The organism is Streptomyces zinciresistens K42, assembly GCF_000225525.1.
In the GTDB taxonomy this organism is placed as follows: domain Bacteria; phylum Actinomycetota; class Actinomycetes; order Streptomycetales; family Streptomycetaceae; genus Streptomyces; species Streptomyces zinciresistens.
Map to the genome: position 1 here is coordinate 1 of NZ_AGBF01000174.1, position 14392 is coordinate 14392.

A 14392-nucleotide genomic window follows, 5' to 3' on the forward strand; every position below is an offset into this window, starting at 1 on the left:
CCCGCGAAGGCGCCGCCCGGCGCGGTGCCGGTGGACCCCTCGGTGGTCGGCGACCTGGCGGCGAAGACCAGGAGCAGCCCGCCGGGCACCACGTTCTGGCTGCGGCCGGGCACGCACCGGCTCGCACCGGACCGCTACGCCCAGGTGATCCCCAAGGCGGGCAACCGCTACCTCGGGGCGCCGGGCGCCGTGCTCGACGGCCGCGGGACCAACCAGTACGCGTTCGGCGGCCGCGCGCGCGGCGTCACCATCGGCTCGCTGACGGTGCAGCGCTTCGCCGCCCCGCAGGACGAGGGCGTGGTCAACCACGACTCGGCGGACGGCTGGGTGATCGAGCGGTCGAGGATCCAGAACAACTCCGGGGCCGGGCTGATGGCGGGTACCGGACAGCGGGTGCTCGGCAACTGCCTGCGCGCCAACGGCCAGTACGGGATGAACGCCTACAAGGGCAGCGGTCCGCTGCGGGACCTGGTGGTCCAGGGCAACGAGATCGTCGGCAACAACACGGGTGACTGGGAGCGGCGGCGGCCGGACTGCGGCTGCACCGGGGGCGTCAAGTTCTGGGCCGTCGACGGCGCCGACGTCCGGGGCAACTGGGTGCACGACAACCGCGGCACCGGGCTGTGGGCGGACACCAACAACAACGACTTCCTCATCGAGGGCAACGTCCTGGAGGCCAACGACGGTGCCGCGCTGATCTACGAGACCAGCTACAACGCGGTGATCCGGCGGAACACGATACGGCGCAACAACTGGGTGGAGGGCCGCACGTACGCCGACCGCGGCGACACCTTCCCCTACGCGACGGTGTACGTCTCCGAGTCGGGCGGCGAGCCGCGTGTCCCCGCGCGCACGGACCGGATCGAGATCTACCGCAACGTGCTGGAGGACAACTGGTCCGGGATCACCCTGTGGGAGAACGCCGACCGGTTCTGCAACAGCCCGGCCAACACCTCCTCCGGGAGCTGCACGCTGCTGGTGAAGGAGACCGCCCGCTGCGCCCGGCCGGCGATCGCCTCCGCACCCCTGTACGGGGACTGCCGCTGGAAGACGCAGCGGGTGCTGATCCACGACAACCGCTTCACGCTGGACAAGTCGGCGATGGACTGCGCGGTGCGGTGCGACCGGATGGCGGTGCTGGCCAACTACGGCACGTATCCCGACTGGTCGCCGTACCAGGGCGAGCGGGTCGCCGAGGCGATCACCCGCAGGCAGCGCAACCGCTGGTACGACAACGTCTACGTCGGGCCGTGGAGGTTCGTCGCCTACGACCCGAGCCGCGTCCTGGACCGGGGGCAGTGGCAGGGCACGCCGTACCGGCAGGACGCGGGCAGCACCTTCCGTGCACGGGGCGGTGGTTGAGATGACCGCGGAGCGCACGCCGAAGGCCGTCGCGACGGTCTGGGGGCTGCTGGTCCTCAACACGCTCGGCTCCGCCGGGGCGCGGACCATCGTGCCGCTGCCCCGCTCCCTGATCCAGATGGTCACCATGGGGGCGCTGGTCCTCGCCTTCGCGCTGGCGCTCGCCGTCAACGTCCGGCTGCGCATCCGGGCCGGTGCCTTCCTGTTCCTGCTGAGCCTGCTGCTGGTGCTGAGCGTCGTCTCCAGCGCGAACCTGGAGTCCGGGTTCGGGGCGCTGTTCCGGTGCGCCCGGCTGGCCCTGTTCATCGGCACCCTGTGGCTGCTGAGCCGCTGGTGGGACGGCGGTACGGCGTTCGTCCGGCAGCACGTCCGGATGTACTTCGCGGTGCTCGGGTCGGTGGCCGCCGGGCTGCTGATCTCGCCGGGCGCGGCCCTGCCCGACCTCTACGGCGGGCGGCTGGTGGGCGCGCTGTGGCCGCTGACCCCGCCGCAGATCGGCCAGTACGCCGCGGTGATCACCGGACTCACCGTGCTGCTCCTGCTGGGGCGCAGGATCGACCGGGCCGGTGCGGCGTTCGTCATCGTGCCCTCGCTGGTCCTGCTGGCGCTGACCCACACCCGGACGGCCACGGTCGGCCTGCTGGCCGCCCTGGCCCTGGCGATCGGTTCGCTCGTCCTCACCAGTGCCGCGGCCCGCCGGTTCTTCGTGTGGGCGGTGGTGTGCGCCGCGGTGGCGGCCGTGGGGTTCGCCTCCGCGCTGCAGTCGTGGTTCCTGCGCGGGCAGAGCCGGGAGAACTTCTCCAACCTGACCGGCCGGGCCAAGGTGTGGGACGCGCTGCTGGCCGAACCCCGGTCGCTCTCCCAGCGGTTGTTCGGGGTGGGGCTGGGCGACAAGTCCTTCGGCGGGCTGCCGATCGACAACAGCTGGCTGGCCGTCTACCACGAGCAGGGCCTGATCGGCGTGTCCCTGGTCGCCGCGATCGTCCTGGTGCTGGGCACGGTGGCGCTGCTGCGTCCGCCGTCGCTGGCGCGGGCCTGCGCGATCTTCCTGATCAGCTACTGCGCGATCGCGTCGTACACCGAGGCCGGACTCGGCGACGCCTCGCCGTATCTGCTGCATCTGGCGGTGGCCGCCTCCCTGCTCGCGACGCCCGTCGCGGCTCCCGTCCTGCCGGTGCCCGAGCGGCCCCTGCGGCGCGTGCCGCGCTGGGCCCGCAGATCGGAGGTGAGCTGAGCATGCACGTGCTCGTGGTGCACAACCGCTACGGCTCGGCGCAGCCGAGCGGCGAGAACAAGGTCGTCGACCAGGAGGTCGCGCTGCTGCGGGAAGCCGGCCACCGGGTCGGGGTGTTCGAGCGGCGCAGCGACGACATCGGCGCCAAGTCGCTGCTGGGCAAGGCGGCGCTGCCGTTCCTCGTGCCGTGGAACCCGGTGGTCCGCGCGGAGTTGACGGCCCGGCTGCGGGCCGAGCGGCCGGACGTGGTGCACGTCCACAACGTCTTCCCGCTGCTGTCGCCCGCGGTGCTGGCGGCCTGCGCCGACGCAGCGGTGCCGGCCGTCGCCACGCTGCACAACTACACCCAGGTCTGCCCGCCCGGCACGCTCCGGCGGGAGGGCCGGGCCTGCACCGAGTGCGTCGGGTCGGCGCCGCTGCCGGCCGTCCGGCACGGCTGCTACCGCGGCTCCCGTCTGGCGACGGTCCCGCTGGCGCTCAGCCTGTCGGTCAACCGGCGGCGGTGGTGGTCGGGTGTGGAGCGGTTCCTGTGCATCTCCGCCGCCCAGCGCGAGGTCCTGGTGCGGGCCGGTCTGCCGGGCGAACGGCTGGCGGTGAAGCACAACTTCGTGCCGGACCCGGGGGTGCGCCGGACGGGCGGGGGGGAGCATCTGCTGTTCCTCGGCCGTCTCGCCGAGGCCAAGGGGGTGCGGCTGCTGATGGCGGCGTGGGACGAGGTCGCGGCGGGCGGCGGGGCGGGCGTGCCCCTGGTGATCGCCGGGACGGGGCCGCTGGAGGAGGAGGTGACGGCCTGGGCGGCGGGCCGTGCCGACGTGCGCCTGACGGGCCTGCTGGACGGGCCGCGGTGCCGCGAGGCGGTCGAAAGGGCGGTCGCCGTGGTCGCCCCGTCGACCTGGCTGGAGGCGTTCGGGCTGGTGGTGGTGGAGGCGATGGCGGCGGGCGTCCCCGTCGTCGCCGCGGGCCACGGGGCCTTCGTCGAGCTGGTCGAGGACGGCGTGACGGGGCTGCTGCACGAGCCGGGCGACGCCGCCGCCCTCGCGGCCGCGCTCCGCCGGATCACGAACGGCCCGGCCCGCAACCGGGAGATGGGCGAGGCCGCACGGCGCGCCTACGAGCGGGGTTTCGCTCCGGCCGTCGGGCTGGAGCGGCTGCTGGAGGAGTACCGCACCGCGATCGCGGGTCGGCGAGCACCGGACCTCGGCGGGCACACCCGCGCGGGCGGGGGGAATGGGGACAGCACATGACTCGATGCCGACTCTGCGGCTCGCAGGCGATGGCCAGCGTCGTCGACCTCGGGGCGACGCCGCCGTGCGAGAGCTTCCTCGCCGCGGACCAACTGGACCTGCCGGAACCGGCGTACCCGCTGCACCTGCGGGTGTGCACCGACTGCTGGCTGGCGCAGATCCCGCCGCTGATCTCACCGCGGGAGACGTTCACGCAGTACGCGTACTTCTCCTCCTACTCGACCTCATGGGTGGAGCACGCGCGCGCCTTCGTCGACGAGGCGGCGCGCCGGGTGGGGCTGGGCCCCGGCGCGTTCGTGGTCGAGGTCGCGAGCAACGACGGCTATCTGCTCAGGCACGTGGTGGAGCGGGGCGTCCGCTGCCTGGGCATCGAGCCCTCGGTGAACGTCGGCGCGGCGGCCCGGGAGGCCGGGGTGCCCACCCGCACGGAGTTCCTGAGCGAGGAGAGCGGGGCGGCCGTCCGCGCGGAGCACGGTCCGGCCGGCCTGGTCGTCGCCAACAACGTGTACGCGCACATCCCCGACGTCGTCGGCTTCACCCGGGGGCTGCGGGCGCTGGTCGCCGACGACGGCTGGGTCTCCGTCGAGGTGCAGCACCTGCTGACGCTGATCGAGGAGAACCAGTACGACACGATCTACCACGAGCACTTCCAGTACTACACGGTCGCCTCCGCGATGCGGGCGCTGGCGAGCGGCGGACTGACGCTGGTGGACGTCGAGCTGCTGCCCACGCACGGCGGCTCGGTGCGGCTGTGGGCGCGGCCCGCCGAGGCGGCCGGCGAGCCGGCCGGGAGCGTCGCCGACGTGCTGGCCCGGGAGAAGGCCGCGGGTCTGCGGGAACTGTCCGGCTACGCGGAGTTCTCCGCCCGGGTGGCCAAGGTGCGCCGGGACCTGCTCGCGTTCCTCATCGGGGCGGCCGAGCGCGGGCAGAGCGTCGTCGGCTACGGCGCCCCGGGCAAGGGCAGCACGCTGCTCAACCACTGCGGGATACGGCCCGACCTGCTCGCCTACACCGTGGACCGCAACCCGTACAAGCACGGCAGGTTCACGCCGGGCACCCGCATCCCCGTCCTGCCGCCCGACCGGTTGGCCGCCGACCGGCCGGACTACGTCCTCGTCCTGCCGTGGAACCTGCGGGCCGAGCTGACCGAGCAGTTGTCCTTCGTCCACGAGTGGGGCGGCCGGCTGGTCTTCCCGATTCCGGAACTGAGCATTGTCGAGGTCGCGCGATGAAGGTCGTCCTGTTCTGCGGCGGTTACGGGATGCGGATGCGCAGCGGCGCCTCCGACGACGTGCCCAAGCCGATGGCGATGGTCGGGCCCAGACCGCTGATCTGGCACGTGATGCGCTACTACGCGCACTACGGGCACCGGGAGTTCATCCTGTGCCTGGGCTACGGCGCCCACCACATCAAGGAGTTCTTCCTCAGCTACGAGGAGACGGCGTCCAACGACTTCGTGCTGCGCGGCGGCCGGACCGAGCTGCTGTCCACCGACATCTCGGACTGGACGATCACGTTCGCGCAGACCGGCATCGAGTCGCCCATCGGGGAGCGGCTGCGGCGGGTGCGCCACCACCTGGACGGCGACGAGATGTTCCTCGCCAACTACGCGGACGTGCTGACCGACGCCCCGCTGCCGCAGATGGTCGAGCGCTTCGCCCGCCGCGACGCGGGGGCGTCGATGATGGTGGTGCCGCCGCAGTCGTCGTTCCACTGCGTGGAGCTCGGCGAGGACGGCCTGGTGGGCGGCATCACGGCGGTGAGCGAGCTGCCGCTGTGGGAGAACGGCGGCTACTTCGTGCTGCGCCAGGAGGTCTTCGACCACATCCCGGAGAACGGGGACCTGGTCGCCGACGGCTGCGCCCGGCTGGCCAAGCGGGGGCGGCTGGTGGCGCACCGGCACCGCGGTTTCTGGAAGCCGACCGACACCGTGAAGGAGCGGGCCGCCCTCGACGAGGCGTACGCCCGCGGCGAGCGGCCCTGGGCCGTGTGGGAGCACGCGGACGCCGGGGCGGGGGCCGGGGTGGGGACCGCGTGATCCGGCTCGGCCACGGACGTCTGGAGCGGGTCGTCGCGGTGGGCGCGCACTGCGACGACATCGCCATCGGCGCCGGGGGCACGCTCCTGACGATGTGCCTGGCCCGGCCGGGCCTGCGCGTGGACGCGCTGGTCCTCACCGGCGGTGGCGGCGAGCGCGAGCGCGAGGAGCGGGCCGCGCTCGGCGCCTTCTGCCCGGGGGCCGACCTGCGGCTGGACGTGCACAAGCTGCCGGACGGCCGGCTGCCCGCCCGCTGGGAGGAGGCCAAGGGCGCCGTCGAGGAACTGCGCGCGCGCACCGAGCCGGACCTGGTGCTCGCCCCGCGCGCCGACGACGCGCACCAGGACCACCGTGTCCTGGCGAAGCTGGTGCCGACGGCGTTCCGCGACCACCTCGTGCTCGGCTACGAGATCGCCAAGTGGGACGGGGACCTCGCCCGCCCCACCGCCTACCAGCCGCTGGCGGACGGCAGGGCCGAGCGGAAGGTCCGGCTGCTGCAGGAGCACTACCCCTCGCAGCGGCACCGGCCCTGGTACGACCGCGAGGCGTTCCTCGGGCTGGCCCGGATCCGCGGCATCGAATGCCACGCCCGCTACGCCGAGGCGTTCCACGTCACCAAACTCACTCTCGACCTGGGGGACTGAACCTTGCGCGTACTGCTGACCGGACACCAGGGCTACCTGGGCACCGTGATGGCCCCGGTCCTCGCGGCCGCCGGACACGAGGTCGTCGGCCTCGACGCCGGGCTGTTCGCCGACTGCGTCCTGGGCCCGCCGCCCGCGGACCCCGGGGGGCACCGCGTGGACCTGCGGGACGTCACGGCCGAGCACGTCGCCGGGGTGGACGCGGTGATCCACCTCGCGGCGCTGTCCAACGACCCGCTGGGATCGCTGGCGCCGGAGCTGACCTACGCCATCAACCACCACGCGTCCGTGCGGCTCGCGCGGCTGGCCCGGGACGTCGGCGCGCAGCGCTTCCTGTACGCCTCGACGTGCTCGGTCTACGGGGCCGCGGGCGGTGACGAACTCGTCGCCGAGGACGCCCCGTTGCGCCCGGTGACGCCGTACGCGGAGTCGAAGGTGCGGGTGGAGGACGACCTGCACGCGCTGTGCGACGGGGACTTCAGCCCGGTGTACCTGCGCAACGCGACCGCCTTCGGCCACTCCCCCCGGCTGCGCGCCGACATCGTGCTGAACAACCTGGTGGGGCACGCCGTGCTGTCCGGGGAGGTGCGGGTGCTCTCCGACGGCACGCCGTGGCGCCCGCTGGTGCACGCCGCGGACATCGCGCGGGCCTTCACGGCGGCGCTGGACGCGCCGCGCGAGGCGGTGCACGACCGGGCGTTCAACATCGGCGCCGAGTTCAACAACGTGACGGTCGCCGAGATCGCGGAGGAGGTCGCCGAGGCGGTGCCGGGGTCGAAGGTGGTCGTCACCGGGGAGACGGGGGCCGATCCGCGCTCCTACCGGGTGGACTTCTCCCGCTTCCGGGCCGCCGTGCCGGGTTTCGACTGCGCGTGGACGGTGCGGCGCGGCGCACGCGAACTCGCCGACGCCTACCGCGCGCACGGCCTGACCCAGGACGCCTTCGAGCGGCGTTTCACCCGGCTCGCGGTGCTGCGCGCGGCCTCCGGCGCGGGCACGGTCGACGGCACCCTGCGCAGGCGCGGATGACGACGCCCGGCGAGGAGATGCACGACCTGGTGCGGCGGTTGTACCCGCTGTGCCGGAGCATCACCGGCGACGGTGTGCGCGCCACGCTGGACATCGTCGGCGAGTTGATCCCGCTGACGGTGCACGAGGTGCCGACCGGGACGCAGGTGCTGGACTGGACGGTGCCCCAGGAGTGGAACATCCGCGACGCCTACGTCGCGGACTCCGCCGGCCGGCGGGTCGTCGACTTCGCCGCGTCCAGCCTGCATGTGCTCGGCTACAGCGTGCCGGTGTCGGCGACGCTGCCGCTGGCCGAGCTGCGGCCCCGTCTGCACACGCTGCCGGAGCATCCGTCCTGGGTGCCGTACCGCACCAGCTACTACCGGCCCGACTGGGGGTTCTGCCTGTCCCAGGACGCCCTGGACGCGCTGCCCGAGGGCGAGTACGAGGTGCGGATCGACTCCACGCTCGCCGACGGGCACCTCACCTACGCCGAGCACGTGGTGCCCGGCCGGACGGCCGACGAGGTGATCGTCTCCTGCCATGTCTGCCATCCGTCGCTGGCCAACGACAATCTGGCCGGCGTCGCGGTGGCGGCGTTCCTGGCGCGGGCGCTGGCGGCTCAACAGCCTTACCACACCTACCGGTTCATCTTCGCTCCCGGCACCATCGGGGCGATCACCTGGCTGGCCCGCAACGCGGAGCGGGTGAGCGGGGGGCCCGCGGCGGCGGGCGGTCCGGGGAAGGTCAGGCACGGTCTGGTGCTCGCCTGCGCCGGGGACCGGGGCCGGCTGACGTACAAGAAGAGCAGGCGGGGCGACGCCGAGATCGACCGGGTGATGCGGTATGTGCTGGCCGCCTCCGAACGGCCGCACCGGATCGACGAGTTCACGCCGTACGGCTACGACGAGCGGCAGTACTGCTCGCCCGGGTTCGACCTCGGCGTCGGCTCGCTCAGCCGCACCCCGTACGCGGCCTACCCGGAGTACCACACCTCGGCGGACGACCCGGACTTCGTCTCCCCCGAGGCGATGGAGGACACCCTCGCCGTCTGCCGGGAGGCGTTCCGCGTCCTGGACCGCAACCGGCGCTACGTCAATCTCAGCCCCCGCGGCGAACCGCAGCTGGGCCGGCGCGGGCTGTACGACGCGCTCGGCGGCCGCAGCGACACCCGGCAGGCGCAGCTGGCCATGCTGTGGGTGCTCAGCCTCTCCGACGGCGGGCACGCCCTGCTGGACGTGGCCGAGCGGTCCGGGCTGCCGTTCGACGCCGTCGCCGCCGCGGCCGACGCCCTGCACGGCGCCGGGCTGATCGGGGCGTGACACCGATGACCACCGAGAAGGAGCGGGCGACGGCGCCGGGCGGCTCCACCCGCCGCGCCTTCGTCGGGCGGCTGTCCTGGGGGCTGGCCGACCAGGCGGCCTCCAGCATCAGCAACTTCGCGGTGGGCATCTACGTGGCGCGCGAGCTCGGCGTGACCGCGTTCGGCGTGTTCAGCCTGGCCTGGGTGACGTACGGCGTGGTGCTCAGCGTCTCCCGGGGGCTGGCCACCGACCCGCTCGTGGTCCGCTTCAGCGGGGTGCCGGAGGCGGCCTGGCGGGCGGCGGTGACCCGGTCCGCGGGCACCGCGCTCGCGGTCGGCGCCGCCGTCGGCGCCGTCTGCCTGGTCGCCGGGCCGCTCGCCGGCGGCGACGTGGGCGCCGCGTTCGCCCGGCTCGGCCTCGTGCTGCCGGGGCTGCTGCTCCAGGACGCCTGGCGGTACGCGTTCTTCGCTGCCGGCGCCGGACGGAAGGCGTTCGTCAACGACGTCGTGTGGGGCCTCGCGCTGGTCCCGGCCATGGTGGTCGCGGCCCGGGTCGGCAGCGTGTCCTCCTTCGTGCTCGCCTGGGGCGCCTCCGCCGCGGTCGCCGCCCTGTACGGCTGCTTCCAGGCGGGCATCCGGCCCCGGGTGGGCGGGGCGCGCGCCTGGGTGCGCGAGCACCGCGACCTCGGCTGCCGGTACCTGGTCGAGAACACCTGTGTGAGCGGCGCGGCCCAGCTGCGGGCGTACGGGCTCGGTGTGATCGTCGGGGTCGGCGCGGTGGGGGTGGTCCGGGGCGCGGAACTGCTCCTCGGCCCGTTCCTCGCCGTGCTGATGGGCCTGTCGCTGGTCACCGTCGCGGAGTCCGCGCGGGTCCTGCGGCGGGCCCCGCACCGGCTGGGCGCGTTCTGTCTGCTGCTGAGCGGCGGGCAGGCCCTGGCCGCGCTGCTGTGGGGCGCGGCCCTGCTGCTGGTGCCGGGCCGGACGGGCGAGTTCGTGCTCGGCGGCGTGTGGCACGCGGCGGCACAGCTCATCGTCCCGGCCACCCTCGGTGTCGCGGGCTCCGGTCTGGGCACCGGCGCGGCGGCCGGGCTGCGCGCGCTCGGCGCGGCCCGGCGCAGTCTGCGCTGCCAGCTGTTCGCCTCCACCTGCTACGTCGGCGGCGGGCTCGGGGGTGCCGCCCTCGGCGGCACCGTGGGCTCCGCCTGGGGCGTCGCCGCCGCGACCCTCGCCGGCTCCGCCCTGTGGTGGCTCCAGCTGCGCGCCGCGCTGCGCGAGCACCGTCTCGAACCCCTCCCCGAAGTGAGGACACCATGACCGCCCAACCCCGGCTGAGCGTCGGACTGCCCGTCTACAACGGCGAGGAGTACCTGGCCGAATCGCTCGACGCCCTGCTCGGACAGACCTACGAGGACTTCGAGCTGGTCCTGTGCGACAACGACTCGGCGGACGGGACCGCGCAGATCTGCCGCAAGTACGCCGCGCAGGACTCGCGCATCCGCTACATCCGGCTGGCCCGGAACATCGGCGCCGCCCCGAACCACAACTACGTGTTCACGCAGTGCCGCGGCGAGCTGTTCAAGTGGGCCTCGCACGACGACCTGTACGCCCGTGACCTGCTGGCGCGCTGCGTCGAGGCGCTGGACGCGATGCCGGAGGTGATCCTCGCGCACTCCGGCCAGGCGGTCGTCGACGGCGACGGCCGGGTGAAGGTGCCCTACGCGTACGGGCTCGCCACCGACTCGCCGCGCGCGCCGGAGCGCTTCCGCAGTCTGCTGTTCGAGCCCGGCGGTGACGATTTCTACGGCGTGATGCGGGCCGACGTGCTGCGGCGGGTCAAGCCGCACGACAGCTACCACCACGCGGACCGCGCCTTCGTCGCCGAACTCACCCTGCACGGGCCGTTCCACCAGGTGCCGGAGCTGCTGTACTTCCGCCGCGACCACCCCACCCGGGCCGAGCGGGCGAACCCCTCCAGGCGCGCGCGGTGCGTCAATCTGGACCCGCGCCGGGCGGGCCCGCTGCATCCGACGCCCCGGCTGCTCGCCGAGTACGTGGCGGGTTTCGTCGCGGCGATCCGCCGGGCGCCGCTGTCCTCGGCCGACCGGCGCGCCTGCTACGGGCATCTGGCGGCGTGGCTGGCGAGCCGGGCCCGGCCGGGGGCGGGCGAGCGGGTCGAGGACCGGGCGCCGGTCGCCGAGGACGGGGCCGCGTTCTGCGTGGACGCCCTGGTGGCGGGCCGGGAGGGGAGGCGGGGATGACGTCCGCGCACCGGCCGCCGGTCCGGGTGGGGGTGTTCGGGCTGCTCGGCTCGGGCAACCTCGGCAACGACGGCTCGCTGGAGGCCGTACTGGAGTATCTGCGCGCCGCGCATCCGCAGGCGTCCGTGGACGCGCTGTGCGGCGGGCCCGAGGTCGTGGCGGCCCGGTACGGGATTCCCGCGCGGCGGCTGCACTGGTACCGCGGGGAGTACCGGACCGCGTCACGGGCGGGCGCGGTCGCGGGGAAGGCGCTGGGCAAGGCCGTCGACGTCGTCCGCACCGCCTCCTGGGTGCGCCGGCACGACGTGGTGATCGTGCCGGGCATGGGCGTCCTGGAGGCCACGCTGCCGCTGCGGCCGTGGGGCTTTCCCTACGCCCTGTTCCTGCTCTGCGCGGCGGGGCGGCTGTGCGGGACCCCGGTGGCGCTGGTCGGGGTCGGCGCGGGGGCGGTCCGCGCGCGGCCGACCCGGGCACTGGTGCGCTGGTCGGCACGGCTGGCCGCGTACCGCTCGTACCGGGACGCCCCGTCCCGTGACGCGCTGCGCGCGATGGGCGTGGACACGGCACGTGACGGGGTCCACCCGGACCTGGCGTTCGCCCTGCCGGCGGGCGGGCCCGTGCCGGTGACGCCGGGCCGGGTGTGCGTGGGCGTGATGGACTTCCACGGCGGCGACGACGACCGCCCGCGGGCCGGGGAGATCCACCGGCGCTATGTCGACGGGACGATCCGCTTCGTGCGGGCGCTGGCCGGGGACGGCAGGTCGGTGCGGCTGCTCACCGGCGACGACTGCGACGCGCGCGTGGTCGCCGAGATCCTCGACGCGGTGCGGTCGCCGCTGGTCACGGCGGCCGGGGCGGCCTCGCTCGCCGAGCTGACGAAGGAGGCTGCCGCCGCCGAGGCCGTGGTCGCCACCCGGTACCACAACCTGGTCTGCGCGCTGAAGGCCGGCACCCCGACGCTCGCCGTCAGCTACGCGGCCAAGAGCGACGCGCTCATGGCGCGGATGGGGCTGGCCGCCTTCTGCCATCCGGCCGCCGCGCTCGACGCCGACCGGCTGCTCGACCAGTTCCGGTCGCTGGAGAGCCGGTCCGCGCAGGTGCGGCGCACCCTCGCCGAACGGAACCTGCTCGTCGCCGGCCAGCTCCGGGACCAGTTCGCCGCCCTGAGCGCCGCCCTCTTCCCGGCGGCCGGACCGACACACGCCCATGCCACGCGGGAGGCCCCATGAAGGCGACCGAGGTGCCGGCGATCACCGGCGCCCACCTGTTCGAACCGACGCCGTACGCCGACGAACGCGGCTTCTTCTGCCGGACGTTCGACGCCGACGTGGTCCGCTCGGCGGGCATCGACCCGGACGCCTTCGTCCAGGACAGCGTGTCGCGCTCGGCGCGGGGCGTGGTGCGCGGACTGCACCTGCGGTCGGGGGCCGGGGAGGCCAAGCTGGTGCGGTGCTCGCACGGGCGGATCTTCGACGTCGTGGTCGATCTGCGGCCGGACTCGCCGACGTACCGCACCACGGCCGTCTTCGAGCTGTCCGGCGAGACGCAGGTGAGCCTGTACGTCCCGGCGGGCTGCGCGCACGGCTTCCAGGCGCTGACGGAGAGCGCCGACACCGCGTACCGGATCGACCGGGCGCACGATCCGGCCGAGGACGTGACGATCGCCTTCGACGATCCCGAACTGGCGATCCGCTGGCCGCTGCCGGCGAGGGCGATGTCCCCGCGGGACCGGGAGGCGCCGAGCCTCGCCGAGGTACTGAAGCACCGGGAAGGGTGAGGCGGGCGTGGCGACGGAAGAGTTCTCCCTCCCCCGCTCGCGGGCCGCGAACGAGCGGCTGCACGAGCTGGTGCCCGGCGGCGCGCACACCTACGCCAAGGGCGACGACCAGTACCCGCAGGACCTGGCGCCGGTCATCAGCCGCGGTCACGGCGCCCACGTGTGGGACGTCGACGGCAACCGGTACATCGAGTACGGCTCCGGGCTGCGGTCGGTCAGCCTCGGCCACGCCCACCCCCGTGTGACGGAGGCCGTGCGCCGTCAGCTCGACCGGGGCGGCAACTTCGTCCGGCCGTCGGTCGTGGAGATCGAGGCCGCCGAACGCTTCCTGGCGACGGTGCCGACCGCGCAGATGGTGAAGTTCGCGAAGAACGGCTCCGACGCCACCACCGCCGCGGTCCGCCTGGCGCGCGCGGCCACGGGACGTCAGCGGGTGGCGGTCTGCGCGGACCAGCCGTTCTTCTCCGTCGACGACTGGTTCATCGGCACCACGCCGATGCCGGCGGGCGTTCCGCCGGTCACCGGCGACCTCACCGTGACGTTCCCGTACGGGGATCTGGCCGCCGCGGCGGAGCTGCTCGGCTCCCTGGGGGACGAGATCGCCTGCCTGGTCCTGGAGCCCGCCACCCACACCGAGCCGCCGCCCGGGTATCTCGCGGGTCTGCGCGCCCTCGCGGACCGGCACGGCTGCGTCCTGGTCTTCGACGAGATGATCACCGGGTTCCGCTGGTCCGAGGCGGGCGCCCAGGGCCTGTACGGCGTGGTCCCCGACCTCTCCACGTTCGGCAAGGCGCTGGGCAACGGTTTCGCCGTGTCGGCGCTGGCCGGGCGCCGTGAGCTGATGGAGCGGGGCGGGCTGCGGCACCGCGGCGAGCGGGTGTTCCTGCTGTCGACCACGCACGGCGCGGAGACGCACGCGCTGGCCGCGGCGATGGCCGTGCAGGCGGTGTACGCGGAGGAAGGGGTCACCGCGCGGCTGCACGCGCTGGGCGACCGGCTGGCCGCCGGGGTCCGCGAGGCGGCGTCCGGCATGGGCGTGGGCGACCACGTCCTGGTCCGGGGCCGGTCCAGCAACCTGGTCTTCGTCACGCTCGACGAGCGGGGGCAGCCCTCGCAGCCGTACCGCACGCTGTTCCTGCGCAGGCTGCTGGCGGGCGGGGTGCTGGCGCCGTCGTTCGTGGTGAGCAGCGCGCTGAGCGAGGACGACGTCGACCGGACCGTCGCCGTGGTGGCCGAGGCGTGCGCGGTGTACCGCAAGGCGCTGGACGCCGGTGACCCGGCTCCCTGGACGGGGGGACGCGCGGTGCGGCCCGTCTTCCGCCGGCGGGCGTGAGGCGGGGTCAGCGGCGCCCGCGCCGGCGGGCGCCGGCGGCGCGGTCGACGAGCCGGGCGCCGGCCGGTGTCACGGCCAGCGCGGTGCACCAGCCGCCGAGGACGTCGGTCGGGTAGTGGGCGCCGAGGGCGACCTGCGCCCAGCCCATGGCGCCCCCGGCGGCGAGCGCCGCGCCGAGGACGCACGCCGTC

At 74.4% G+C, this 14392-nt stretch carries 13 protein-coding genes and 1 pseudogene; 13 read left to right on the forward strand and 1 reads right to left on the reverse strand.

What is annotated here, in order from left to right; genetic code table 11:
* The 13 genes from SZN_RS29535 to SZN_RS29595 form a co-directional block, all read left to right on the forward strand.
* The coding region (locus SZN_RS29535) for a right-handed parallel beta-helix repeat-containing protein (protein WP_050815140.1) at window positions 1–1362 on the forward strand (1362 nt) is incomplete at its 5' end.
* 1 nt (window position 1363) lies between these two features.
* Window positions 1364–2596, forward strand: a complete 1233-nt coding sequence (locus SZN_RS29540) for a membrane protein (protein ID WP_043733870.1) — start codon at window positions 1364–1366, stop codon at window positions 2594–2596.
* Between the two features lie 2 nt (window positions 2597–2598).
* On the forward strand, window positions 2599–3840 hold the full coding sequence (locus tag SZN_RS29545; protein WP_007502195.1) for a glycosyltransferase family 4 protein: 1242 nt from the start codon (window positions 2599–2601) through the stop codon (window positions 3838–3840).
* Complete coding sequence (locus SZN_RS29550) at window positions 3837–5072, forward strand: class I SAM-dependent methyltransferase (RefSeq protein ID WP_043733864.1); 1236 nt, start codon at window positions 3837–3839, stop codon at window positions 5070–5072. The genes SZN_RS29545 and SZN_RS29550 overlap by 4 nt, the downstream gene beginning before the upstream one ends.
* A complete protein-coding gene (locus SZN_RS29555) occupies window positions 5069–5878 on the forward strand; it encodes a sugar phosphate nucleotidyltransferase (protein ID WP_007502197.1) in 810 nt (269 codons plus the stop codon). Before SZN_RS29550 ends, SZN_RS29555 begins: the two co-directional genes overlap by 4 nt.
* Entirely contained in the window at window positions 5875–6522 is a 648-nt protein-coding gene (locus SZN_RS29560; protein WP_007502198.1) for a PIG-L deacetylase family protein, read from the forward strand. Before SZN_RS29555 ends, SZN_RS29560 begins: the two co-directional genes overlap by 4 nt.
* Before the next feature lie 3 nt (window positions 6523–6525).
* The gene (locus SZN_RS29565) at window positions 6526–7551 is read left to right on the forward strand and encodes an NAD-dependent epimerase/dehydratase family protein (RefSeq protein WP_007502199.1); all 1026 of its coding nucleotides are present in this window, start codon (window positions 6526–6528) and stop codon (window positions 7549–7551) included.
* Complete coding sequence (locus SZN_RS29570) at window positions 7548–8852, forward strand: DUF4910 domain-containing protein (protein WP_007502200.1); 1305 nt, start codon at window positions 7548–7550, stop codon at window positions 8850–8852. The genes SZN_RS29565 and SZN_RS29570 overlap by 4 nt, the downstream gene beginning before the upstream one ends.
* 5 nt (window positions 8853–8857) lie before the next feature.
* The gene (locus SZN_RS29575; RefSeq protein ID WP_007502203.1) at window positions 8858–10147 is read left to right on the forward strand and encodes an MATE family efflux transporter; all 1290 of its coding nucleotides are present in this window, start codon (window positions 8858–8860) and stop codon (window positions 10145–10147) included.
* Window positions 10144–11091, forward strand: a complete 948-nt coding sequence (locus SZN_RS29580; protein ID WP_007502205.1) for a glycosyltransferase family 2 protein — start codon at window positions 10144–10146, stop codon at window positions 11089–11091. Before SZN_RS29575 ends, SZN_RS29580 begins: the two co-directional genes overlap by 4 nt.
* Window positions 11088–12320: a polysaccharide pyruvyl transferase family protein gene (locus tag SZN_RS29585; protein WP_007502206.1), complete on the forward strand. Its 1233-nt coding sequence runs from the start codon at window positions 11088–11090 to the stop codon at window positions 12318–12320. Before SZN_RS29580 ends, SZN_RS29585 begins: the two co-directional genes overlap by 4 nt.
* Entirely contained in the window at window positions 12317–12868 is a 552-nt protein-coding gene (gene rfbC / locus SZN_RS29590; protein WP_007502207.1) for a dTDP-4-dehydrorhamnose 3,5-epimerase, read from the forward strand. Before SZN_RS29585 ends, rfbC begins: the two co-directional genes overlap by 4 nt.
* 7 nt (window positions 12869–12875) lie before the next feature.
* Window positions 12876–14201: a glutamate-1-semialdehyde 2,1-aminomutase gene (locus SZN_RS29595; protein WP_007502208.1), complete on the forward strand. Its 1326-nt coding sequence runs from the start codon at window positions 12876–12878 to the stop codon at window positions 14199–14201.
* A 7-nt stretch (window positions 14202–14208) separates the two neighbouring features.
* Here the strand turns inward: SZN_RS29595 and SZN_RS29600 are convergent.
* A pseudogene (locus tag SZN_RS29600) lies at window positions 14209–14392 on the reverse strand (phosphatase PAP2 family protein); the annotation flags it as partial.